General features: G+C 57.5%; 26 protein-coding genes, 3 pseudogenes and 1 riboswitch. Of the genes and pseudogenes, 25 read left to right on the top strand and 4 right to left on the bottom strand.

Annotation, left to right across the window (positions count from 1 at the left end; translation table 11 throughout):
• From SD70_RS29585 to SD70_RS34270, 20 genes are all read left to right on the top strand, one after another.
• Positions 1 to 354, top strand: a 354-nt coding sequence (locus SD70_RS29585; protein WP_197081227.1) for a manganese efflux pump, incomplete at its 5' end; no start/stop codon positions are given.
• Positions 355 to 622: 268 nt separating this feature from the next.
• Complete coding sequence (locus SD70_RS29580) at positions 623 to 1,210, top strand: low molecular weight protein arginine phosphatase (protein ID WP_331436857.1); 588 nt, start codon at positions 623 to 625, stop codon at positions 1,208 to 1,210.
• Between the two features lie 47 nt (positions 1,211 to 1,257).
• Positions 1,258 to 1,337, top strand: a riboswitch (ZMP/ZTP riboswitch).
• A 231-nt stretch (positions 1,338 to 1,568) separates the two neighbouring features.
• On the top strand, positions 1,569 to 2,027 hold the full coding sequence (gene rpiB / locus SD70_RS29575; protein ID WP_041052149.1) for a ribose 5-phosphate isomerase B: 459 nt from the start codon (positions 1,569 to 1,571) through the stop codon (positions 2,025 to 2,027).
• Between the two features lie 16 nt (positions 2,028 to 2,043).
• Entirely contained in the window at positions 2,044 to 2,658 is a 615-nt protein-coding gene (locus SD70_RS29570) for a TIGR01440 family protein (protein WP_052488048.1), read from the top strand.
• 37 nt (positions 2,659 to 2,695) lie between these two features.
• Positions 2,696 to 3,946: a serine hydroxymethyltransferase gene (locus SD70_RS29565; RefSeq protein ID WP_041052140.1), complete on the top strand. Its 1,251-nt coding sequence runs from the start codon at positions 2,696 to 2,698 to the stop codon at positions 3,944 to 3,946.
• Between the two features lie 119 nt (positions 3,947 to 4,065).
• Positions 4,066 to 4,545 (top strand): AAA family ATPase, encoded by a 480-nt coding sequence (locus SD70_RS29560; protein WP_197081226.1) that lies wholly within the window; start codon positions 4,066 to 4,068, stop codon positions 4,543 to 4,545.
• Between the two features lie 89 nt (positions 4,546 to 4,634).
• Complete coding sequence (gene upp / locus SD70_RS29555) at positions 4,635 to 5,264, top strand: uracil phosphoribosyltransferase (RefSeq protein WP_041052147.1); 630 nt, start codon at positions 4,635 to 4,637, stop codon at positions 5,262 to 5,264.
• A gap of 34 nt (positions 5,265 to 5,298) precedes the next feature.
• The gene (gene wecB / locus SD70_RS29550; protein WP_041052136.1) at positions 5,299 to 6,438 is read left to right on the top strand and encodes a non-hydrolyzing UDP-N-acetylglucosamine 2-epimerase; all 1,140 of its coding nucleotides are present in this window, start codon (positions 5,299 to 5,301) and stop codon (positions 6,436 to 6,438) included.
• Positions 6,439 to 6,612: 174 nt separating this feature from the next.
• The gene (locus tag SD70_RS29545; RefSeq protein WP_041052134.1) at positions 6,613 to 6,828 is read left to right on the top strand and encodes a hypothetical protein; all 216 of its coding nucleotides are present in this window, start codon (positions 6,613 to 6,615) and stop codon (positions 6,826 to 6,828) included.
• A complete protein-coding gene (locus tag SD70_RS29540; protein WP_041052132.1) occupies positions 6,829 to 7,212 on the top strand; it encodes an ATP synthase subunit I in 384 nt (127 codons plus the stop codon).
• A gap of 46 nt (positions 7,213 to 7,258) precedes the next feature.
• Positions 7,259 to 8,050, top strand: coding sequence for a F0F1 ATP synthase subunit A (gene atpB / locus SD70_RS29535; RefSeq protein WP_041052131.1), 792 nt, complete (start codon positions 7,259 to 7,261; stop codon positions 8,048 to 8,050).
• Positions 8,051 to 8,136: 86 nt separating this feature from the next.
• Positions 8,137 to 8,361: a F0F1 ATP synthase subunit C gene (gene atpE / locus SD70_RS29530; RefSeq protein WP_041052129.1), complete on the top strand. Its 225-nt coding sequence runs from the start codon at positions 8,137 to 8,139 to the stop codon at positions 8,359 to 8,361.
• Positions 8,362 to 8,461: 100 nt separating this feature from the next.
• Positions 8,462 to 8,941, top strand: coding sequence for a F0F1 ATP synthase subunit B (gene atpF / locus SD70_RS29525; RefSeq protein WP_041052127.1), 480 nt, complete (start codon positions 8,462 to 8,464; stop codon positions 8,939 to 8,941).
• Between the two features lie 2 nt (positions 8,942 to 8,943).
• The gene (locus SD70_RS29520) at positions 8,944 to 9,495 is read left to right on the top strand and encodes a F0F1 ATP synthase subunit delta (protein WP_041052125.1); all 552 of its coding nucleotides are present in this window, start codon (positions 8,944 to 8,946) and stop codon (positions 9,493 to 9,495) included.
• A 16-nt stretch (positions 9,496 to 9,511) separates the two neighbouring features.
• Positions 9,512 to 11,026: a F0F1 ATP synthase subunit alpha gene (gene atpA / locus SD70_RS29515; RefSeq protein WP_041052124.1), complete on the top strand. Its 1,515-nt coding sequence runs from the start codon at positions 9,512 to 9,514 to the stop codon at positions 11,024 to 11,026.
• A 75-nt stretch (positions 11,027 to 11,101) separates the two neighbouring features.
• The gene (atpG, locus tag SD70_RS29510; RefSeq protein ID WP_041052123.1) at positions 11,102 to 11,965 is read left to right on the top strand and encodes an ATP synthase F1 subunit gamma; all 864 of its coding nucleotides are present in this window, start codon (positions 11,102 to 11,104) and stop codon (positions 11,963 to 11,965) included.
• A 36-nt stretch (positions 11,966 to 12,001) separates the two neighbouring features.
• On the top strand, positions 12,002 to 13,408 hold the full coding sequence (atpD, locus tag SD70_RS29505; protein ID WP_041052121.1) for a F0F1 ATP synthase subunit beta: 1,407 nt from the start codon (positions 12,002 to 12,004) through the stop codon (positions 13,406 to 13,408).
• 21 nt (positions 13,409 to 13,429) lie between these two features.
• Positions 13,430 to 13,831, top strand: a complete 402-nt coding sequence (locus SD70_RS29500) for a F0F1 ATP synthase subunit epsilon (protein ID WP_041052120.1) — start codon at positions 13,430 to 13,432, stop codon at positions 13,829 to 13,831.
• Between the two features lie 396 nt (positions 13,832 to 14,227).
• The gene (locus SD70_RS34275; RefSeq protein WP_052488047.1) at positions 14,228 to 14,602 is read left to right on the top strand and encodes a TetR/AcrR family transcriptional regulator; all 375 of its coding nucleotides are present in this window, start codon (positions 14,228 to 14,230) and stop codon (positions 14,600 to 14,602) included.
• A complete protein-coding gene (locus SD70_RS34270; protein ID WP_052488046.1) occupies positions 14,590 to 14,895 on the top strand; it encodes a hypothetical protein in 306 nt (101 codons plus the stop codon). The genes SD70_RS34275 and SD70_RS34270 overlap by 13 nt, the downstream gene beginning before the upstream one ends.
• Positions 14,896 to 14,995: 100 nt before the next feature.
• On the opposite strand, the gene SD70_RS34265 is transcribed toward SD70_RS34270, so the two are convergent.
• Positions 14,996 to 15,520, bottom strand: coding sequence for a hypothetical protein (locus tag SD70_RS34265; protein ID WP_052488045.1), 525 nt, complete (start codon positions 15,518 to 15,520; stop codon positions 14,996 to 14,998).
• A gap of 875 nt (positions 15,521 to 16,395) precedes the next feature.
• Here SD70_RS34265 and SD70_RS29480 point away from each other — a divergent pair.
• Positions 16,396 to 16,905: pseudogene (locus SD70_RS29480) on the top strand (ABC transporter ATP-binding protein); the annotation flags it as partial.
• A 59-nt stretch (positions 16,906 to 16,964) separates the two neighbouring features.
• Entirely contained in the window at positions 16,965 to 17,408 is a 444-nt protein-coding gene (locus SD70_RS29475) for an ABC transporter permease (RefSeq protein ID WP_331436858.1), read from the top strand.
• A 116-nt stretch (positions 17,409 to 17,524) separates the two neighbouring features.
• Here SD70_RS29475 and SD70_RS29470 read toward each other — a convergent pair whose 3' ends face one another.
• The 3 genes from SD70_RS29470 to SD70_RS34260 all read right to left on the bottom strand — a co-directional run bounded on the left by SD70_RS29470 (position 17,525) and on the right by SD70_RS34260 (position 20,436).
• The gene (locus tag SD70_RS29470) at positions 17,525 to 18,301 is read right to left on the bottom strand and encodes an anti-sigma factor (protein WP_041052118.1); all 777 of its coding nucleotides are present in this window, start codon (positions 18,299 to 18,301) and stop codon (positions 17,525 to 17,527) included.
• On the bottom strand, positions 18,298 to 18,873 hold the full coding sequence (locus SD70_RS29465; RefSeq protein WP_041052117.1) for an RNA polymerase sigma factor: 576 nt from the start codon (positions 18,871 to 18,873) through the stop codon (positions 18,298 to 18,300). Before SD70_RS29465 ends, SD70_RS29470 begins: the two co-directional genes overlap by 4 nt.
• Before the next feature lie 183 nt (positions 18,874 to 19,056).
• Positions 19,057 to 20,436 (bottom strand): hypothetical protein, encoded by a 1,380-nt coding sequence (locus SD70_RS34260; RefSeq protein WP_052488043.1) that lies wholly within the window; start codon positions 20,434 to 20,436, stop codon positions 19,057 to 19,059.
• Between the two features lie 358 nt (positions 20,437 to 20,794).
• Between SD70_RS34260 and SD70_RS29455 the strand changes: the two genes are divergently transcribed.
• The 3 genes and pseudogenes from SD70_RS29455 to SD70_RS29445 form a co-directional block, all read left to right on the top strand.
• A complete protein-coding gene (locus tag SD70_RS29455) occupies positions 20,795 to 21,160 on the top strand; it encodes an NADH-quinone oxidoreductase subunit A (RefSeq protein ID WP_041052116.1) in 366 nt (121 codons plus the stop codon).
• Positions 21,145 to 21,662 (top strand): annotated as a pseudogene (locus tag SD70_RS29450) (NuoB/complex I 20 kDa subunit family protein). Before SD70_RS29455 ends, SD70_RS29450 begins: the two are co-directional and overlap by 16 nt.
• Positions 21,659 to 22,248 (top strand): annotated as a pseudogene (locus tag SD70_RS29445) (hypothetical protein); the annotation flags it as partial. The pseudogenes SD70_RS29450 and SD70_RS29445, both read left to right, overlap by 4 nt.

Here is a 22,248-nt window from a genome sequence, read left to right as displayed (position 1 = left end):
CGTTCTCTCACGCGGGGAGGAAGACGGGAGGGATCGCGTGCGATTACGCGGATTGCCTCTGCGCTATCAAGCACAATGTCAAGGACCTGGCGGTCGATCGATCACCGAACCATATGGGGCTTGTTCGTGTTCGCCCTCAGCGTAAGCATCGATTCGTTCTCCGTCGGCGTCTCGCTCGGCATGTTTTCGGGCGATTTGCTGCTTACCGTGCTCATGTTCGGGATATTCGGGCTCGTGATGTCGATGGCGGGGCTGCTTCTCGGACGCAGGGCGGGACATTGGGCCGGGGAGTATGGGGAAGCGTTCGGCGGCGTCATTTTGTTCATGTTCGGCATCAAATTTTTATTTTCGTGACGGCAGTTCCGCAGGTTAGGGGTTTGGAATCGGCTGCAAAAGGAGTACAATAGAAGGAGTAGGTAGCCCGGGAAAGCATGGCTGCACTGCAGATTGGGAATGTGGGTCTCCGGCTTCGCCCACACTCGTGTTCCCTCGAATTGCAAAATATGGTGGAAACACGAGTTCAAAAGGGCGCACGCCCAGCTCTCCAACGTTCCCATCCTCGCTCCGCCATTCTCGGGCAACCCGTGCATCACCATTCCAAATCGACAAGGAGGGGAGAACCGTGACCGTGAAGCGCATCCTGTTCGTATGCACCGGTAATACGTGCCGCAGCCCGATGGCGGAAGGCTTGTTCCGCGATATGGCCCGCAAGGCGGGAATTGACGCGGAAGCTCGTTCGGCCGGCGTCGCCGCCTTCGACGGGGATCGCATCTCCCAACACTCCGCGACGATTTTGCGGGCGCGCGGCTTGCCGGCGGACGGCACGTCCAGCGCGCTGACCAAGGAGCATGTCGCTTGGGCGGACCTGATTCTGACCATGTCGATCAGCCATAAACGGGCTGTCGTACAGCGCCATCCGGAGGCGGTCGAGAAGACGTATACGCTGCGCGAATACGTGGAGCGGGACGAAGCGGCGGCGGCAGCGCTCGAAGCGCAAGAACAGCTTGTGGCCGATATGGAGCTGAAAAGAGCGCTCGGGCAAACGATTCCCGCGGATGATTACAAAAAGCTGCGCGAGCTGCAGCGGCAAACGCCCGACTACGATATCGGCGATCCGTTCGGCGGTTCGCTCAAGACGTACCAAGCAGCCGCGGCGGAAATCGAAGCCAGCCTGCGCAAGCTGATCGACAAGCTCAAATCCGAACATTAACGGCTTTACAACCGATGCTTGATCGGCTATCATGAGAACTAAGGAATAAGCCCCGATGTAACTGGCGACGAAGTGGGATACCACAGTGGAGCATCGGGGGATACGGCCGGTCGCCTGGGCAAAAAGAGCAACGCTGCGGGAATCCGCGCGTCCTGCTCTTTTTTTCGCATATAGGAGGTTCTGTCGCCGGGCTCACAGCATGTACCGGCTTCACGCCATACCGGAGCCGATTCCGCTCCGCCAAGCGCATCCCGACATCAGCGATGCGCTGTTTCTTCGGGACGCTCCGTTAAATGACGGTCGGCAAGCCCGGGAAAACTATCTTTCAAACCTATCCATTGCAGGAGGTCGGTACAGGATGAAAATTGCAATCGGCGCTGATCATGCGGGCTACCGGTTGAAGGACGTTATCGTTCCGTTTTTGCAGGAGCTTGGGCACGATGTCGTCGACGTCGGCTGCCACGGGCCCGATTCGGTCGATTACCCGGACTATGCGTTTAGCGTGTGCGAGAAAGTCGTTTCCGGCGACGCGGACAAAGGCATTTTGCTGTGCGGCACGGGCATCGGCATGAGCATCGCCGCCAACAAAATCCCCGGCATCCGCTGCGCGCTCGTCCACGATCTGTTCTCGGCGAAGGCGACCAGGGAGCATAACGACACGAACGTGCTCGCGATGGGCGAGCGCGTCGTCGGCCCCGGCGTAGCCCAGGACATCGTGAAGGTGTGGCTGGAGACGGCGTTTTCCGAAGGCGGACGACATATCGGCCGGATCAACAAAGTGAAGCAGATCGAAGAGCGGCAATCGCTTCATCCGTGAGGGGGAGGCGCGGCATATGACCACAGGAGAGCCACTGGAGCTGGACCGTATCGAAAATGACGCCGCCGCCCTCCTGCGCGAGCTGGCCGTCATCGGAAACTTGAAGCGGGGCCACATCGTCGTGTTCGGCACGAGCACGAGCGAAGTGATGGGGGCCCGCATCGGCACCGCCGGCGCCACGGACGTCGCCGAGCGGCTGTTCCGCGGCTGGATGGGCGCCGCTGGCGAGCTCGGCCTTTACGTCGCGTTCCAATGCTGCGAGCATTTGAACCGGGCGCTTGTCGTGAGCGAGGAGCTGCTGGAAGCATATCCGCAGTTCGAGCGGGTGTCGGTTGTGCCGGTGCCGAAGGCGGGCGGGGCGATGGCGTCGTACGCCTACCGGCATCTCGCGAATCCGTGCGTCATCGAGACGGTCGCGGCACACGCCGGAATCGACGTCGGCGATACGCTGATCGGCATGCATTTGCGCCGTGTGGCCGTACCGGCCCGGCTGGCGGTGCGCAGCCTCGGCCATGCGCACGTTACGGCTGCCTATACGCGGCCGAAGCTGATCGGCGGGGCACGCGCCGTCTACGAGCTGGAGCCGTCAGGCCATGATAAGCCTGCCTCTGATACAAGCCACTGCACATAGAGAGCTATCGACCACATATTAAGGGAGGAACCAAACCATGTTGGAGCATCTGAACAAGCAAGACCCGAAAGTCGTAGAAGCGTTGAACCTCGAACTCGGCCGCCAGCGCGACAAAATCGAGCTGATCGCCTCGGAGAACTTCGTTTCCCGCGCCGTGCTGGAAGCGATGGGCACCGTACTGACGAACAAGTACGCCGAAGGTTACCCGGGCAAACGGTACTACGGCGGCTGCGAATACGTCGACATCGTGGAAAACATCGCCCGCGACCGCGCCAAAGAGCTGTTCGGGGCCGAGCACGCCAACGTTCAGCCGCACTCCGGCGCGCAAGCCAACATGGCTGTCTACCTCGCGGCGCTGAAGCCGGGCGACACCGTGCTCGGCATGAACCTGGCGCATGGCGGCCACTTGACGCACGGCAGCCCGGTGAATGCTTCCGGCCTGCTGTATAACTTCGTTGCTTACGGCGTTAGCGAATCCGATTCCCGCATCGATTACGAAGAGCTGCGCAAAGCGGCGTTCAAGCACCGCCCGCGCCTCATCGTCGCCGGTGCGAGCGCATATCCGCGCATCATCGATTTCGAAGCGATCGCCTCTATCGCCAATGACGTTGGCGCTCTGTTCATGGTCGACATGGCGCATATCGCCGGCCTTATCGCCGCAGGCTTGCACCCGAATCCGGTGCCGCACGCGCATTTCGTCACGACGACGACGCACAAAACGCTGCGCGGCCCGCGCGCCGGCATGATTCTGTGCCGCAAATCATGGGCCGCCGCGATCGATAAAGCGGTGTTCCCGGGAACGCAAGGCGGCCCGCTCATGCACATTATTGCTGCTAAAGCTGTTGCCCTTGGCGAAGCGCTGCAGCCGGAGTTCAAAACGTACCAGCAAAACGTCGTCAACAACGCGAAGACGCTGGCCGACGCGCTGACGGCGGAAGGCATCAACCTCGTCTCCGGCGGCACGGACAACCATCTGATGCTCATTGACCTGCGCAGCCTGAACATCAGCGGCAAAGACGCCGAGCACGTGCTCGACGAAGTGGGCGTCACCGTCAACAAGAACGCGATTCCGTTCGACCCGACGAGCCCGTTCGTCACGAGCGGCATCCGCATCGGCACGCCGGCCGCCACCTCGCGCGGCATGGACGCCGCCGCGATGAAGACGATCGCCGCCATCATCGCCATGACGCTGAAGCATCCGAAGGACGAAGCCGTTCTTGAGAAAGCGCGCGGCATGGTGCGCGATTTGACCGCCCAGTTCCCGCTGTACCAAGGTCTGGGATATTAAACGATACGATATCGGGGCTGGCCCAAGAGCCGTCGGATGACGGAGGCCGGCCCCGTTTTTTTCTGTTCGGGTTTGCGCCGGGGAGCCAATCGTGGTGTACAATGGGAGAAAAGACGGAGGTGAGGACAATCGCAACCTTGCACCTGATGGTCGGACTCCCGTGCAGCGGCAAAACGACTCTCGCCCGGCAGCTCGAAACGCAATATTCGGCGCTTCGGCTCACTCCCGACGAGTGGCATACTCGCTTGTTCGGGCAGGATCTGGAAGAGAACGAGCACGAAGCCAGGCACGATGCGGTGGAAGCGCTGATGTGGGACGTTGCCGCCAGAGTATTGGTTCTTGGCGTTGACGTCATTTTGGATTTCGGGTTTTGGGTGCGCAGTCAGCGGGACGATTTTCGCGCGCGGGCAGCCGATTTGGGGGTGGACTTCCGGATCCACTTTGCCGATGTGCCGGAAGAGGAACTGCTGGCCCGACTGCAGGCAAGAAACGCGCAGCTTCCGCAGGGCGCATTTTTCATTCCCGAGGCCAGGCTGAAAGAGTGGATGGGAATTTTCGAGCCGCCGTCGCCGGAAGAGCTCTCTGCGCAAAGGCGTTAGGAGTTGTCCCCCAGTTATGATATAATAAACGAGGTTTCGACGAAGGCCGGCATATGCCGCCAACGATTTCGCTGATTTGGGGGATTTCCATGGGGAAAGTGTTCATCTGCGACCACCCGCTCATCCAACACAAACTGACGTACATACGCGACGAAGCGACGAAGACGAAAGATTTCCGCGAGCTGGTGGATGAAGTGGCGACGCTCATGGCTTATGAGATAACCCGCGACATTCCGCTCGAAAACATAAAGGTGAAGACGCCCGTAGCGACGGCGGATTGCCGAATTATTTCGGGCCGCATGCTGGGGCTCATTCCGATTTTGCGCGCCGGGCTCGGCATGGTCGACGGCATCCTGAAGCTGATCCCCGCCGCCAAGGTCGGCCATATCGGCTTGTACCGCGATCCGGACACGCTGCAGCCGGTGGAGTATTACGTGAAGCTGCCGACCGATGTGCAGGAGCGGCTTCTGATCGTCATCGACCCGATGCTCGCTACCGGCGGATCGGCTAATGCCGCCATCTCCGTTCTCAAGAAGCGCGGCTGCACACAGATCAAGCTGATGTGCCTCATCGCTGCGCCGGAAGGCATTCAAGCCGTGCAAACGGCGCATCCGGACGTCGACATTTATGTCGCCGCGATCGACGACCATCTGAACGACCATGGCTACATCATCCCGGGGCTCGGCGACGCCGGCGACCGCCTGTTCGGGACGAAATAGACGCTTCGAAATCCAGGAGAAGGACGGACACGCGATGAACCGTTTGAAAATCATGACGATCTTCGGGACGCGTCCCGAGGCGACCAAGATGGCTCCGCTCATCAAGGAGCTGGAGAAGCATCCCGGGCAGATCGAGTCGCTCGTCTGCGTCACGGCGCAGCATCGGCAGCTGCTCGACCAAGTGCTGGACTTGTTCGACATTAAGCCTGACTACGATCTCAACGTAATGAAGGAAGGCCAGACGCTGAACGAGGTTACGATCCGCGTGCTGCAGGGGCTTGAGCCCGTATTCCGCGAAGCGAAGCCGGATCTGATTCTCGTGCACGGCGATACGCACACGACGTTCCTCGCCAGCTACGCTGCCTTCCTGCAGCAAATCGAGGTCGGCCATGTCGAGGCCGGGCTTCGCACATGGAACAAGCTGTCGCCGTATCCGGAGGAGATGAACCGGCAGCTGACCGGGGTGCTGGCGGATTTGCATTTTGCCCCGACAACATGGTCCGCTTCCAATCTGCTCAAGGAAAACAAGCCCGAGAACCGCATTTACATTACCGGGAACACGGCGACGGACATATTCCAGTATTCGGTCAAGAAAGAGTTCTCGCATCCGATTTTGGACTGGGCGCAGGGCAAGCGCCTCATCCTGATGACGGCGCACCGCCGCGAATCGCAGGGGGAGCCGCACCGCCGCGTGTTCCGGGCCGTCCGCAAGCTGGCCGACGAGTTCGAAGATATCGCCATCGTCTATCCGGTTCATCCGAGCCCGGCCGTCAAAGGACCGGCGCACGAGCTGCTCGGCGGCCATCAGCGCATCAAGCTGATCGATCCGTTCGACGTGTTCGAGTTCCATAATTTTTATCCGCATACTTACATGATCATGACGGATTCGGGCGGGCTGCAGGAAGAGGCGCCGTCGTTCGGCGTTCCGGTGCTGGTGCTGCGCGATACGACCGAGCGGCCGGAAGGCATCGAGGCGGGCACGCTCGAGCTGGTCGGGACGGACGAACAGCGCGTATTCGAGCGGGCCAAAGCTTTGCTAACCGATCGGGCGCTCTATGAGCGCATGAGCGGCGCGGTCAACCCTTACGGCGATGGACATGCTTCGGAGCGCATCGTGCAGGCCATTCTTTCTTATTTTGGCCGCGGACCGCGCCCCGAGCCGTTTCAATCGTGACAATCCTATGACAAAGTAGGAAGTGTACAGTTCAACTGTTCGGTTTGGAACCGCGCAATCCCTTGTGCCGCAAGGGATTGCGCGTTTGCATCCAAGTGTTGGCAGCGGGTTTTCGAATTGACAATAGAGAGAGTACTTAGATACAATAAATGAGGATTTATGGGGGGTCATGCGATGAAAGAGCCGAACCCGAAAGACAATCCGTGGCGGGCTGCCGCACTTACGAGCGCAATCGGCATCGATCTGGCGGTTTGCCTAGGCGCCGGCTACTGGCTCGGCGGCCTGTTGAGCGGCGGTTCGATGACAGGATCGATCGTTGGGCTTGTCGTAGGGCTCGGGGCTGCTGTCGTTTCCATTTACCTCATGATCAAGACGACCGGGGGCTTGTAAATGGACGAATTTTCCGCCCATTTGAAAACGGTTCAAACGTGTTTCCTCTTTTTCCTCTCCTTTTGTTTGGCCGGCTGGGGCGTCGCGGTCGGGCTGCGGCCTTATTTTGCGGGACTGATGCTCGGTTCCTTGGCCAGCTTCATCAATGCCAGGCACTTGGCCTGGAAGGTGAACCGCGTCGGAGAAGCGGCCGTTTCCGGCAAGACCAAACGAGTCAACCTTAGCTTTCTCACTCGCGCGGCAATAGCTACGCTCGCTTGCGCCGTCGCGCTGAGATATCCTATGCAAGTCGCGTTCTCCACAACTTTGGCGGGATTATTTTTTACACAGTTGGTAACACTTTCTATGGGAATTGTTACTAGACACCGCCGTTCTCGAAAGTAAGGCCGGCTTCGCATTTTACTTCCGGAAAGGGGTGAAACCAAAGCAAATGGAACATTTAGCACCAGAGATTGTGTTATTTGGCATCAAATTTGATTTGGCAGCGATTCTCATGATTTTGGTCGCGAGCATTGTCGTGCTGATTCTTGGCGTTTCCGCCGCGTCGAAAGCGTCGGTGACGAATCCGGGAAAGCTGCAAAACTTTCTGGAATGGGTAGTGGAGTTTGTCGAAAACATCATCGGCAGCACGCTCGGCTCCAAGTACGGGAAACCGTTCATGACGCTCGGGCTGACGCTGATCATGTTTATTTTTGTCGGCAACATGCTCGGCCTGCCGCTTTCGATCGTTACCGAGCACACCGAACCGACGCGCATATTCGGCGCGGATCTCGTTACGCCGGAATTGTTGAAAGAGGCGGCTAGCAAAGCGAAGGATGCGCACGAGGCAGCCGTAGGCATCGCTTGGTGGAAGTCGCCGACGGCCGACGTGTCGATGACGGCTGCACTGGCTTTGACGGTCATTTTCCTCAGCCACTTCCTCGGGCTGACGCGCAATACGAAGCATTACCTGAAGCACTATGTGGAACCGCACTGGGTCATGTTCCCGCTTAACGTGATCAAAGAGGTTTCCAAGCCGCTTACGCTTGCGCTTCGTCTTTACGGCAACATCTATGCCGGCGAAGTGATGATCAGCGTCATTATGATGGCAGGCTTCTGGGGAATTATCCCGCTTTTCGTGTGGCAAGGCTTCAGCGTGTTCGTCGGCGCCATTCAGGCGTTCGTCTTTACGATGCTGACGATGGTCTACATCTCGCAAAACCTTATACACGAAGAGCATTAAACGTTCTGGGACCAATACCCTTTAGGGAATTTCCATAGCAAAACAAACCAAAAAACTAACGTTCAGTTTAAGGGAGGATTTTATCAATGGGAGCTTTAGCATTAGTAGCAGCAGCGATCGTATTTGGTCTGGGTGCGCTTGGCGCAGGTATCGGTAACGGTTTGATCGTAGGTCGTACGGTAGAAGGTATCGCTCGTCAGCCTGAGCTTCGCGGTACGCTGCAAACGACGATGTTTATCGGCGTAGGTCTCGTCGAGGCGCTGCCGGTCGTATCGCTCGTACTTGCGTTCATCTTCTTGGGCCGGGCGTAAGAAGGTCACTTGGCGCGGACAGCAAAAGTCCACGCCTTCCTTTTGCTTGAACTCGAATGAACGATAGACTCACACATTGGTGAGAAGGGAGTGACTTTCCTTGCATTTCGTATGGTCCAGTTTTTTCATTCAGCTGATCGCGTTCCTCGTACTCTACTGGCTGTTGTCCCGCTATGCATTCGGGCCGCTGTTCGGCATTATGGAGAAGCGCAGACAGCACGTGCAGGAACAGCTTCAGTCTTCCGAACGCAGCCGCAAGGAAGCGGAAGAGCTGCTGAAACAGCAGAAGGAAGCGCTGCAGGAAGCGCGTAAAGAAGCTTACGATATTATCGAACAAGCCAAAACGACGGCATCCCGCCAAGCGGACGACCTGCTCGCGCAAGCGAAAGCGGAAGCGGCACGCGTAAAAGACGAAGCCGTTCGCGATATCGAGAACGAGAAGGCGAAAGCGGTCGCCGCTCTGCGCCGAGAAGTCAGCGCAATGTCGGTGCTGATCGCTTCCAAAATTATCGAAAAGCAAGTGGACGAGAAGTCCAATGAAGAGCTTATCAACCATTACCTGAAAGAGGTAGGGGGCTAAGCATGAGCAGTGATTTCACGGTAGCGAAGCGTTATGCGAAGGCACTGTTCGATTTGGCGCAGGAACAAGGCATCGTCACACAGGTGGAAGAAGACCTGAGCGCGATCGTCTCGATCATTAAGCAGAATGCCGAATTGAACCAGCTGCTGCTGCATCCGAACATCGACGGCACCGCGAAGACGAATATGCTCAAGCAATTGTTCGAGGGCAAGGTCGCGGAGATCGTGCTCGGAACTATTGTACTGCTCGTATCCCGCGGACGCGAGGAAATGCTTCCTTACGTTCTGACGGATTACGTGCAGATCGCCAGCGAAGCCATGAAGCAAGCGACGGCGTTCGTCTCCTCTCCGTTCGAACTGACGGATATGGAGAAACTGGCCATCGCCGAACATTTCGGCCAACTGACGGGCAAAACGATTCGCGTTCATACTACGATCGACAAGAGCCTGCTCGGCGGCATCCAAGTGCGTATCGGCGACCGCCTGTACGACGGAAGCTTGTCCAGCAAGCTCCAGCGGTTAGAGAAAACATTGAATGCATCTCAAGCACTGTAGATAGGGGTGAAGTACGTTGGCTATCAGACCTGATGAAATCAGCACGCTGATTAAACAGCAGATCGAACAGTATAAATCCGACATTCAAGTCGTCGAGGTAGGCACGGTCATTACTGTCGGCGACGGTATCGCCCGCGCTCACGGTCTGAGCAACGTCATGGCCGGCGAGCTGCTCGAGTTCTCGAACGGCGTTCTCGGCTACGCGTTCAACTTGGAGGAAAACAACGTCGGTATCGTTATTCTTGGACCTTACACGGACATTCGCGAAGGTGACCAGGTAAAGCGTACCGGCCGCATCATGCAAGTTCCGGTCGGCGAAGAGATGCTCGGCCGCGTCGTAAACGCGCTTGGACAACCGGTTGACGGACGCGGTCCGATCAACACGGCGCAATTCCGTCCGGTCGAGTCTCCGGCTCCGGGCGTTATGGCACGGAAATCGGTATTCGAGCCGATGCAGACGGGTATCAAAGCGATCGACGCGATGATTCCGATCGGCCGCGGCCAGCGCGAGCTGATCATCGGCGACCGGCAAACGGGTAAAACCTCGATCGCCGTCGATACGATCATCAACCAGAAGGGCAACGGCGTGAAGTGTATTTATGTCGCCATCGGCCAGAAGCAATCCACGGTCGTAGGCCTTGTCGAGCAGCTGCGTAAAGCGGGTGCGATGGATTATACGATCGTCGTTACCGCTTCGGCTTCCGAACCGGCTCCGATGCTGTGGCTGGCGCCTTATGCCGGCTGTGCGATGGGCGAATATTTCATGTACAAGGGCGAGCACGTCCTGATCGTGTACGACGACCTGTCCAAACAGGCGGCCGCTTACCGCGAGCTGAGCTTGCTGCTCCGCCGTCCGCCGGGCCGCGAAGCTTATCCTGGCGACGTTTTCTACCTGCACTCCCGACTTCTCGAGCGCGCAGCGAAGCTGAGCGACGAGCTGGGCGGCGGTTCGATCACTGCGCTGCCGTTCATCGAGACGCAGGCCGGCGACGTATCCGCTTATATTCCGACGAACGTTATTTCGATTACCGACGGCCAGATTTTCCTTGAGTCCGATCTGTTCTACTCCGGCCAGCGTCCGGCGGTCAACGTCGGTATCTCGGTATCCCGCGTAGGAAGCTCCGCGCAGACGAAGGCGATGAAGAAGGTTGCCGGTACGCTCAAGACCGACTTGGCACAGTACCGCGAGCTCGCTGCTTTCGCAGCGCTCGGCTCGGACCTCGACAGAGCGACGAAAGCGCGCCTAGACCGCGGTATCCGCACGCTCGAAATTTTGAAGCAGGGCGTTAACCAGCCGCTGCCGCTGGAGCGTCAAGTCGCATCCTTGTACACGGTCGTAAAAGGCTTTGCCGACGATTTGCCGGTTCAAGACGTGCGCCGCTTCGAATCCGAGTTCCTGGCTTTCCTCGATGCGAGCCATCCGGAAATTTTGGCAAGCATCCGCGATACGAAGGACATTACCGCGGATAACGAGAACGCCTTGAAGGCTGCAATCGATCAATTCAAGAAGGGCTTCGCCCGTTCGGAATAATTTATAGGCTTGAAGGGCTTTCCGCCAGCGGGAAGCCCGGAGCCATCACGGGTCTCGAAAGAGAGGTGAGCAGGTATGGCAAAAGGAATGCGCGAGATTAAGCGCCAGATCAAGTCGACGCAAAACATGGAGCAAATCACACGTACGATGGAGATGGTGGCGGCAGCGAACCTGAGAAGAGCTCAGCAAGCGGCCGAAGCGTCGAGACCGTATGCCGACAAGTTGAAGGAAGTGATCTCCAGCATTGCGGCCGGGACGAAGGGCGTGAAGCACCCGATGCTGCAAAGCCGCGAGATCAAGCGGACGGGGTATTTGGTTATCACGTCGGACCGCGGTCTGGCGGGCGGACTGAACTCGAACTTGCTGCGCAACGTGCTGGCCCAAATCCGCGAGCGCCACGCATCGACGGAAGAATATTCGATTCTTGCCATCGGGCGCAAAGGCCGCGACTTCTTCAAACGGCGCAATATGCCGGTAATCGAGGAAGTGACGGGGCTGCCGGACTCGATCAAGTTCAGCGACGTCAAGTCGATAGCATATGCGGCGGTTTCGGGCTTCGAGAAGGGGCTGTACGATCAGCTGTTCCTCGTCTACAACCAGTTCAAGAACGCGATGACGCAGGTTCCGACGATTAAGCAGCTGCTGCCGATGGCGACGGAAGACATGACTTCGGCGTCCGCGGCGAGCTACGAGTACGAGCCGTCGCCGGAAGCGGTGCTGGAGCAGCTTCTGCCGAAATATGCGGAAACGCTCATCTACAGCGCGGCGCTCGACAACAAGGCGAGCGAGTTCGGCGCCCGGATGACGGCGATGAACAGCGCGACGAAGAACGCCAAAAAAATGATCAGCAGCTACACGCTTGCTTATAACCGCGCTCGTCAAGCGTCGATCACGCAGGAAATTTCCGAGATCGTCGGCGGGGCGAACGCGCTGTCCTGAAATACAGCTTGACGGCAAAACTTTAAGGAGGGAATCATGAGCAAAGGGCGCATTGTCAATATTACAGGGCCTGTCGTCGACATCGAGTTCGATCGCGGACACCTCCCTGATATTATGAACGCAATTCGGATTGAGAGCAAAGCGCAAGGGGAAGGCTCTCAGGATATCGCCTTGACGGTCGAAACGGCCGTTCACCTCGGCGACAACCTTGTCCGCTGCGTCGCCATGTCTTCGACGGACGGCCTCGTACGCGGCATGGAAGCCGTCGACACGGGCAAGCCGATCAACGTGCCGGTAGGACCGGCTACGCTCGGCCGCGTATTTAACGTACTCGGGGAGCCGATCGACGGCATCACCGAAGTCGACCGCTCGATCACGAGCCCGATTCACAAACCGGCTCCAACGTTCGAGAACCTCAGCACGAAATCGGAGATTTTGGAAACCGGCATTAAGGTTATCGACCTGATTGCTCCGTACGCAAGGGGCGGTAAGATCGGCCTGTTCGGCGGTGCCGGCGTAGGAAAGACGGTCTTGATGCAAGAGCTGATTCACAACATCGCGCAGGAGCACGGCGGTATTTCCGTATTCGCCGGCGTGGGCGAGCGTACCCGCGAAGGTAACGACTTGTACCACGAGATGAAGGACTCCGGCGTTATCGCCAAAACCGCGATGGTGTTCGGTCAGATGAACGAGCCGCCTGGCGCGCGTCTGCGCGTCGCTCTCACGGGCCTGACGATGGCCGAGTACTTCCGCGACGAAGAAGGCCGCGACGTTCTGCTGTTCATCGACAACATCTTCCGCTTCACCCAGGCGGGTTCCGAAGTGTCCGCGCTGCTTGGCCGGATGCCGTCCGCGGTAGGTTACCAGCCGACGCTGGCTACCGAGATGGGTCAATTGCAAGAGCGCATTACGTCCACGAAGAAAGGTTCCGTTACTTCGATCCAAGCGATCTACGTTCCGGCCGACGACTATACCGACCCGGCTCCGGCAACGGCGTTCGCGCACCTCGACGCAACGACGAACCTCGAGCGTTCCATCGCCGCCGCCGGCATTTTCCCGGCCGTCGATCCGCTCGCATCGTCTTCGCGGATTTTGACGCCGGAAATTCTCGGCGACGAGCATTATCAAGTTGCTCAAGGCGTTAAGCGGATTCTGCAGCGTTACAAAGAGCTGCTCGATATTATCGCAATTCTCGGTATGGATGAGCTGTCCGACGAAGATAAGCTTGTCGTTCTGCGCGCGCGCCGTCTGCGTCTGTTCCTGTCGCAGCCGCTGCACGTGGCCGAGGCGTTCAACGGTATTCCGGGCGTATACGTGCCGGTTAAAGAAACGATCCGCGGCTTCAAAGAAATTCTCGAAGGCAAGCACGACAGCCTGCCGGAGCCTGCGTTCCACAACGTGGGTACGATCGAGGACGCCGTCGAAAAGGCGAAAACGCTGTAAGACCTTAGGAGGGAAATCCAAGTGAGCAGCTTCCTGCTAGAGATCGTAACTCCGGACCGCAAGGTGTATGAAGAGCAAGTTCAGATGATCGTGGTCAAGGGCATCGCCGGCGAGCTTGGGATTCTTGCTCACCATATCCCGCTCGTGACGCCGCTCAAGATCGCTCCGGTTACCGTGAAGAAGCAGGGCGCCAAGGACGAGCTTCTCGCGGTGCACGGCGGCTTCATGGAAGTGCGCAAGGACAAGGTTGTCATTTTGGCGGAATCCGCCGAGCTGCCGGGCGACATCGACGTCGAACGGGCGCGCGCGGCGAAGGAACGCGCCGAAAGACGTCTGGCCGCAAAGAAGGACGAATTCGACTTCAAGCGGGCCGAGCTCGCCTTGCAGCGAGCCCTCACCCGTCTGGATGTTACGAGCCGATAATAACGGAAAAAAGGCTATCCCAGCGCCACAAGCGGCGGGATAGCCTTTTTAGCTCCATCAGAAAGTATAAGCAGCGCCTATGCTTAGTCTGATTCCGCTTCTAGGCGTTAAGCTGGAGGAGTAACGTCGAGCAACGTGCAGGGCGTCGGACAGCCAGCTTAACGCCGGTAAACGCGCACGTCCCAATGGACGGCGTAAGCCGTTTATCCTTGTGCGCGGGTTATTCGCTGCATGGGGGCAGCACGGTTGGGCGCTCGGGCGGGATGTTCCTCCGCCTTCCGGCTTCTCGGGGCTTTTGCTCCTTTCCCGCCGCGCGCAAGCCGTGTTGCACTTCCGAAGGAAGATGCAAATGGTGTACAGTATGTGCAGGATAGATGGTGGCGATGAGGATGCTGGATGCAAGACAAGCGGGAGGCCTGGGTAGAGGAGCTTCTCGAGCTGTTTGACGGCGAGGATAAAGTGACGGAGAAGCAAATCCGCATTCTTCAGGCCGCGGTCGAGACGTTTTCGGAAAAGGGCTACGCGTCCGCCTCTACCAGCGAGATCGCGAAGAAAGCCGGTGTGGCCGAAGGGACGATCTTCCGTCATTTTAAGACAAAGAACGATCTCTTGCTATCGATTGTTACACCGATGATCTCCAAAATTATTGCTCCCTTGATGATGAAAGATTTTCTCAAGGTGCTCCATACAGAGCATGTTCAATGGACGATCTCGTACGGGAGATTATGCGCAACCGCATGGAGTTTGCCCGCAAAAATATGCCGATACTGAAAGTGTTTTTGCAGGAAATTCTTTTCCGCCAAGATTTGCGCGACCGGTTCAAGGAACAGCTGTCCGAGATAATGCTCGCCCGGTCGCGGGGCATTGTAGAACATTTCCGAAAACAGGGAAAAGTCGTACAGTACCCGGTTGCCGATATTATCCGTTTCGCTTCCACTGTCGTCATCGGCTACGTGCTGTTTCGTTACTTGGTCGCTCCGGAGCTGGAATGGGACGATGAGCGGGACGTCGATATAACGGTCGATCTGATTATGCACGGATTGACTCCACGGGAGTTCACCTAAGGTGGGCTTCTTTTTTTTTTTAAAAGCCGATCCTACGCCGAATCAGCTTTATCAAGGAGAAGAAAATGGAGGGATGAATTGAAACTCAGGGGGGATATCATTAGTTTACGGGATAGTCCTTCTTCCGTTTCCAATGATATCGCAACAAAATATAAAGAAACAAAATATTTAACGAGTAAACCATCATATAAGCCGGCAAGGAGTAAATCAGCTGCCACCCTTTGTATACAAATATATGTGCCTTCACAGCGATCCCTTCGAAAAGAACGGATACAGCCGCCCATAAGATGATGTGGATCGCCTGGCTCCAGCCCTTTAGCTTCCAACGATCATATACATAGCAAATTAAATACCCATAAAACGGATAGACGAATGTATAAAGGATCACGTCAAACAAGTCTTTCCCGGCAGTATCCATCACATCGTATAAATCCAGCGGGTAAAAAAACAATAACGTATCGACATACCTACCCAGATAGGAGTTGAACATCAGGATGAAGATCGTAACCCTACTGGGAAACCGTTTGGGAAGCAGGATAAACAGGGCAATCAGGACGATGGAAACGCCTGTTACCAGCCATTCGTTCATGTCAAATTTGATGGGCAGGGGAAGAAAGTTATTCATACTGGCAGTTTACCTTTCTGCATGCAGATTCTTACGAAAAAACGACAGAAATGCAAGAACTATAACCAAAATCGACAGCCAGTGAATCAACGAAAACAGCACATTCCAGTGGTTGAATTTTAAATACCCGAACGACTGCAGCGCCACTTCTTCAGCAGTGAAAAAGACAGGCCATACAGCGAGGAGTAGTATTCTCGCAAGAACGCTTCGCCGCCCGCAGTAAAATTGCAGAAACCACATCACAAGGATCGGACTCGTCAATTGAAAATGAATGATCGAAGCCCAGTACTTGGTTATCGTCTTTACTTCCTCAATGGCTTTTAAGTTGTGGTAGACCACATTCACGAATTCGTTATCGACTATCGAGAAGAATACCCAGCATGACAGAATTTCTGGTATTGTCAAGATTCTCTCCGTATATATGAATAGGAGGAGCAAAACCATAAACACTGAAAGCTGGAGGGATATGATCATGGTATTCCTCCCTAAATCTGTAATTTCTATATCTAGATTTTCATTTTGCGTTTTTTTTATACCCGCGGCCCCCGAAGCACTTGATGTCATAACCATTTTTGGGGAAAAACAAAAACACCGCACATACGAAATAGCGTTGGTAGTAAGATTATGTTGAATGTTGAACAGACACATGAGAGGACCGTAATAAAAAATTTTATTTCTGCCGCACGCCGACAGACTGCCATGACAGGCCACCCTTTGGCGGTCAAATGCCGCTACTTGTTCACACAAACGATCTGGAGGTGCGCCTCAAGTCTGCTGATTCGCAGATCGCGCAAGCGCAGCATGAGCGGGAAGCGGCCATCGCGCAAAGGGATTAAGCGCTCGCCGGAGAGAAGGCGGCGGAAGCGAATGTATCTTTGACGATACCCAAGGGGTCGATCTTCGGATTCCTGGGGCCGAACGGATCGGGCAAATCGACAACGATCCGCATGCTCTGTGGCGTGCTTACGCCGACCTCAGGCACAGGCACGGTGCTCGGCTTCGATCTGCTCGCCGAAGCGGAGACGATCAAGCAGCACATCGGCTATATGTCGCAAAAGTTCAGCTTGTACGAAGAATTGTCGGTAAGCGAAAATTTGGATTTTTATGCGGGAATATACGGCTTGGCGAAATCGCATGCCAAACGGCACAAGGCCGAGCTGATCGAACTGACCGGCCTGGGAGGCAAGGAAAAGCAGCGTTCCGGCGTGTTGTCGGGAGGATGGAAGCAACGTCTCGCCCTGGCGTGCGCTTTGCTTCATAACCCCGAGCTGCTCATTCTGGACGAACCGACGGCCGGCGTCGATCCCGTGTCGCGCCGTATTTTTTGGCAAATTATCCGAAGCTTGGCGACCGGCGGCACGACGATTCTCGTGAGCACCCACTACAACTGATCGTTACGCCCATCCGTCCGGCCGAGCTGATTCTCGGCAAGTTGATCCCGTATGTGTGCGTCGGCATCTTTTCGTTCACCATCATTCTCGTGACTGGAGTCGCCTGGTTCGGCGTGCCGGTGAAAGGCAGTTTGCCGCTCTTGATGGTGCTCAACTTCCTCTTCCTATTGACCGTGCTCGCGATCGGCATTGTGATCTCCACGATTTCTTCAACCCAGTTGCAAGCCATGCAGGCCTCATTCGCCATCATTTTGCCGAGCGTGCTGTTATCGGGATTCATCTTCCCCAGGGAAACGATGCCATGGGTGATCCGGCTGCTCAGTTCCGTTATCCCTTTGACCTATATTCTTGACATTCTTCGCGGTATCTTTCTGAAAGCGATCGGGATCGCCGAACTGTGGCAAGATACATTGGCGCTGTCAGCGTTTACGGCCGTCTTGTGCGCGATCGCAATCGTGCGTTTCCGTAAAAACTGGAGTAGCGGGAACTTCCAATGACCCGGCCTGAACTGTTGCAGCCCCGTAACGCCTAAGGTTACGGGGCTGCTTGCGCCGGTTGCTTCAAGGTGATTATGGCCGTCATCGTGCTTCGGATCGGCTGTCCGGCCGTAAACTCAGGACGGGTTCGCGGTTCCGAGAACTTTTTTGCCGCGCGGTGCGTTGCCAAGAGCATCGGGCTCGAGCGTGACGCCAAAGCCGTCGATTTGGATATCGGGTCGTTTCAAATCGTATACGAGCACGCCTTTGCCGGATTGGTCGACGCGGAACGTGCCGCAATTGTAGCGGTGATCTTCGTGAAGAAGCCATACTTGATACGCCTCTGCTCCCGTCGTAGGCGGCAATCCTTCGGCCTGGACGACAACTTTGCGCACGTCGCCGTCGCGAACGAGCTGTATGGACGCTTTCGCCGCAGGCATCGTTTGCTGCACGGAACGAAGCGACCATTCCTTCAGCACGGTTTGGGCCGGGGATACTACCGCAGGCGAGATCTGGCGTTGAGGCGGCAGCCAACCTCCATACCAGGCGCTGACGCCGGCAACGAGGAATACGCAAGCTGCTGCCGCCGCAATCCGCCAACCGGCGCTTTTGCGCCGGGGCCGGGCCGGCTGTGCGGAAAGCGGCGGGACAACCTCGGTTCCGCGCTTCATCCCATCTTCGCCATTAAAAATCGCGTTCATCACTTCGGACTTGAGCGTCTCGGGCACTTCGGCTTCCTCGGTATCGAGCGCCAGCGCTTGCCACACGATCTGCAGCTGGTGCCACTCCTCCATGCAAACGGCGCACGTCTTCATATGCTGCTTGAATTCCGGCGGAAGGGACGCTTCCGAGCTGTACGTGACATAGTCCATCCAGCGGTCGCAAACAATGTTCGGCTCTTCGATGCGGCTCATAGCAGTCCCTCCTTCATCGCGTGCAGATGCCGCCGTAAAATTTTGAGCGCTTGATGCAGCCGGTTTTTCACGGTGCCGATCGGCTCGGCGGTAAGCTCGGCGACTTCGCGCAGCGTGTAGCCTTGCCAGTAGACGAGATCGATGAGCCGCGCCTGGCTCTCGCTAAGCGCTTTGCACGCCTCGCGCAGACGTTCCCGGACAAAGCTTTGGGCAACGGCGATCTCGGGCAGGACGGTGGCGTCCTCCGTGCCGATGGCGTAATGATCCGCCACATCGAGCGGGACGGTCGCCGTATGACGGCGCTGCTGCCGGTGCAGATCGATCGAAACGTTGCGGGCGATCGTCAGCAGCCAGTTGACGAACAGGCCGTCTTTGGACCGGTACTCGGCCTTCGTCGTCCACAGCCGCATAAAGACGCCCTGAACAATATCTTTCGCCGTCTGTTCGTTGTCCGACGCTTTCCGCGCGAAAGCGTAAACGAGCTTGACGTAACGGTCGTAGAGCGTTTCCAGCGCCGGCCGCTGGCCGCTGCGTACGAGCTGCATCAATTCTTCGTCCGATTTGTGCTGCACCGGCCGCACCGCCTTTATCCGATAAAATTGAGAATTCAGGCTGCCCGAGAAAGTATGGCTGCGCTGCTGGGAATGTGGGTCTCTGGCATCGCCGACACTCATGTTCCTGTGAATATATAAGTCTCTCCAACACGCATTCCCATCCTCCGCTCCGCCTTTCTCCGGCAGCCTGGAGAATTACCGTTAATGAGCCATATTTTCCATCGCTTGCTGCGCCTTCGTGCCGGAAAACTTCGCCGGGTTCACGACAAACCAGACGTCCTTAAAACCTTGGCCGGCCGTATCGCCGCGCTTCGTATCGGATACATAGTAATAAAGCGGATAGCCTTTGTAAGTCGTTGCCATCGAACCGTCCGACAGCTTCAAGGAGCCGAAGTCGGACGCGTTCAAACCTGACGGCACGACGACATTCGGGCTGTAAAACGGCGGCCACGCCTTGAGACATGGCCCGCTGCAGGCGCTCATTCCGACCATGTCTTTATCGAAATAGTACAGCGTGCGTCCTTGATTGTCCGTCAAATAGTTGCCGAGCGTCGGGTTCGTCGCGATCATGACGGAGTAATCCGGCACCTTCAGCACGAACCAGACGTGGTTCACGTCCTCGCCGAGCACGTCGCCCGGATTTTTGTCAGGCGCGTAGTAGTAAAGCGGCCACCCTTTGTACGTCAGCTGCGTCTTGCCGTCGGTGCGCAGGAAGCGGCCGAAATCGGAGGCTTGAAGCGCCGCCGGCACTTGCAGCGTTTCATTGTCGTAGATCGGCCATGCGTTCAGACAGGGACCCGCTTTACAGGAATTCGGATCGGCGACGTCTTTAGTAAAATAGTACAGAGTGCGCCCGTTTTCGTCTACGAGATAATTGCCGAGCTTGGCATTCGCCGCAATATCCAGCCGCTTGTAGGAAAGCGCAGCAGTCGCCGCAGCGTCGGCGGAGCCTTGCTTCACGAGCGTTTGCGCCAGCGTGTCCGTGCTTCCTTTCAGCGGAGTCTTAAGCGCCTCGACGACAGCCGTGGCGATATCCTGATTGCGGAAAGGGCTGGCGGATGCAGCACGGTACAATCCTTTCGACTTGGCGAAGGAAAGCGTATCTTCGAACTTGAAGTCGGCTCCTTCTTTATAACCGAGCGCTTCCAGCATAATTTTGTAAAATTGCTGGGCGGTGACGGGAGCGAGCGGATCGAACCTGCCGCCATCCGTCCCTTGCCAGCCGAGCTCCGGGCGCGTCTTCAAGTAGCCGAGCACCGCTCGCGTCGTGCCGAATACGAGCGATCCGTCGGCAAATTGCGCGCTGCCGGAATAGCTGACCGCGTCCTTCTCCAGCCCTTGCAGCCGCAGCGACATGATCGCCGCCTGATAGCGAAGCGTCGCGCGTCCGAGGTATTCGGCCGTCAGGCCGTTGCCGTCGCCTTGCAGCAGCTTGAAGTCGCCGGCGATCTGCGCGTCGGACTTCACTTGAAAGCTGGGCGCCGCTCCGCTCTCGGCGGCTTGCGCGGGAACGGCCAGCAGCGCCATGGCGAGCAGCAGCAGAACCGGCAGTATTGCCCGCTTCAAACGATTTTGTTGCATATGTTCATCCTCCTTCAAAGAGTTGGTTGCGTAACAGGAAACGGAGGCTGCGGCGAATCGGTTCGAACCGATGCGGCGCGTCCGGAGGGAGGGGTATGAAGGGGAACGTACGGAGGCATGCTATGCGTTACGCTGGAGGTGTAACGGCGAGCAATTTGCCGACGTTTCATAGCCAGCTTAACGCCCGGGAAGTAAATTGCCGCCGCCCTGCAGCTCGCGCAGGCAGAGCGGGCTCAGCGCGGCATTTTGCGAATAGACGGTTTACACCGGTTTTTGGTATAATGGGGGTCGGGCCTTGTTACGAAAGCTGATGATCCCGACCAACAAAGAAAATAAACATGGAGGCGGTTACATCCCAATGTATACCAACAACTATGTGATTGTGGCGATCTTCGTGGGGCTTGGCATCTTTCTCCCCGTCGCTGCGCTCACGATCGGCAAGTGGCTGCGTCCCAGCAAACCGATCGATCCGAAGCTCACGACGTACGAGAGCGGGAACGAGCCGGTCGGGGAAGGGCAGATCCGGTTCAATATCCGTTACTACTTGTTCGCGCTTATGTTCGTCATTTTCGATGTGGAAACCGTCTTTTTGTACCCTTGGGCCGTAGCTTATAAGAAGCTGGGGCTGTTTGCGCTTGTGGAAATGCTGATTTTCGTCGGCCTGCTGGCTGTCGGGTTACTCTATGCCTGGAAGAAGAAGGTGCTGCAATGGACCTCAATCTAGAGAGCATTTCGTTGGAAGAAAGACAGGAGCTCGACCGCAACGTGTTCATGACGACGCTGGAGCAAATCAAGGCGTGGGCGCGCAGCAATTCGCTGTGGCCGCTGACGTTCGGTTTGGCATGCTGCGCGATCGAAATGATGGGCACGGGCGGGTCGCACTACGACCTTGACCGGTTCGGCGTCATTTTCCGGACGTCGCCGCGGCAGTCGGACGTTATGATCGTGGCCGGCACGGTGACGAAAAAAATGGCGCCGCTGCTGCGCCGGCTGTACGACCAGATGCCGGAGCCGAAATGGGTTATCGCCATGGGGTCGTGCGCAACGGCGGGCGGTCCGTATGTAAAATCGTACGCCGTCGTCAAGGGCGTCGACCAAGTGGTGCCTGTCGACGTGTATATCCCCGGCTGTCCGCCGAACCCGGCGGCGCTCATTTACGGCATCAACAAGCTGCAGGAGAAAATCGCTATGAAGCGAAGACCGGGAAGCAGGTGACGAATCGATGAGCGAAGAGGAGAAGAAGCGGGAAGCGGGAGCCGAAGCGAGCGAAGGCGCGGCGAAAGCGGCTGAGCCGCAGGGTGCAGGGCAAGCGGCAGAGACGAAAGCGGCCGAGCCGGCAGGCGAAGCGCAGACTGCGGAGACGCCGGCGGGGGCAGCACGGCCTGCCGCGGAGAAAGCCGATGCGCAGCCGGCAGCAGCGGAAAAGGCGGAGCCAGCGGCAGCGAATGCTGAGGCGCAAACGGCGGGCGACACAAGAGGGAGCGAGCAGCCGGGTACGAACCAGGCGGAGGGGAGCACGGCGAGTCCGAGCGAGCAAGCGGAGGCGGCGAAGCAAAACGCCGAAGCCGCGCAGGACCGCGGCGTGAGCGTGGGTCCCGGCGAAGTCGCGGAGACGGTGAAGGCGCTCGCATCGGACGCTCCGGCGGGCGCAGCCGGCGGGGCCGGCGAGGCCGCGCCGCGGGCAGCGGCCGGGGGCGCGGAAGCGGCGCCAGCCGCTGGCGCCGCAGCGGATGCCGCTCCGGTCGACCCGGAGCGGGAAGCCAAGGTGCGCGCCGCCGCAGAGGCGCGCGCGGCCCGGGCGGCGGCACGCGC

Source organism: Gordoniibacillus kamchatkensis (genome assembly GCF_000829455.1).
Classification (GTDB): Bacteria; Bacillota; Bacilli; order Paenibacillales; family NBRC-103111; genus Gordoniibacillus; species Gordoniibacillus kamchatkensis.
This window is presented reverse-complemented; position numbering and strand designations above follow the sequence as displayed.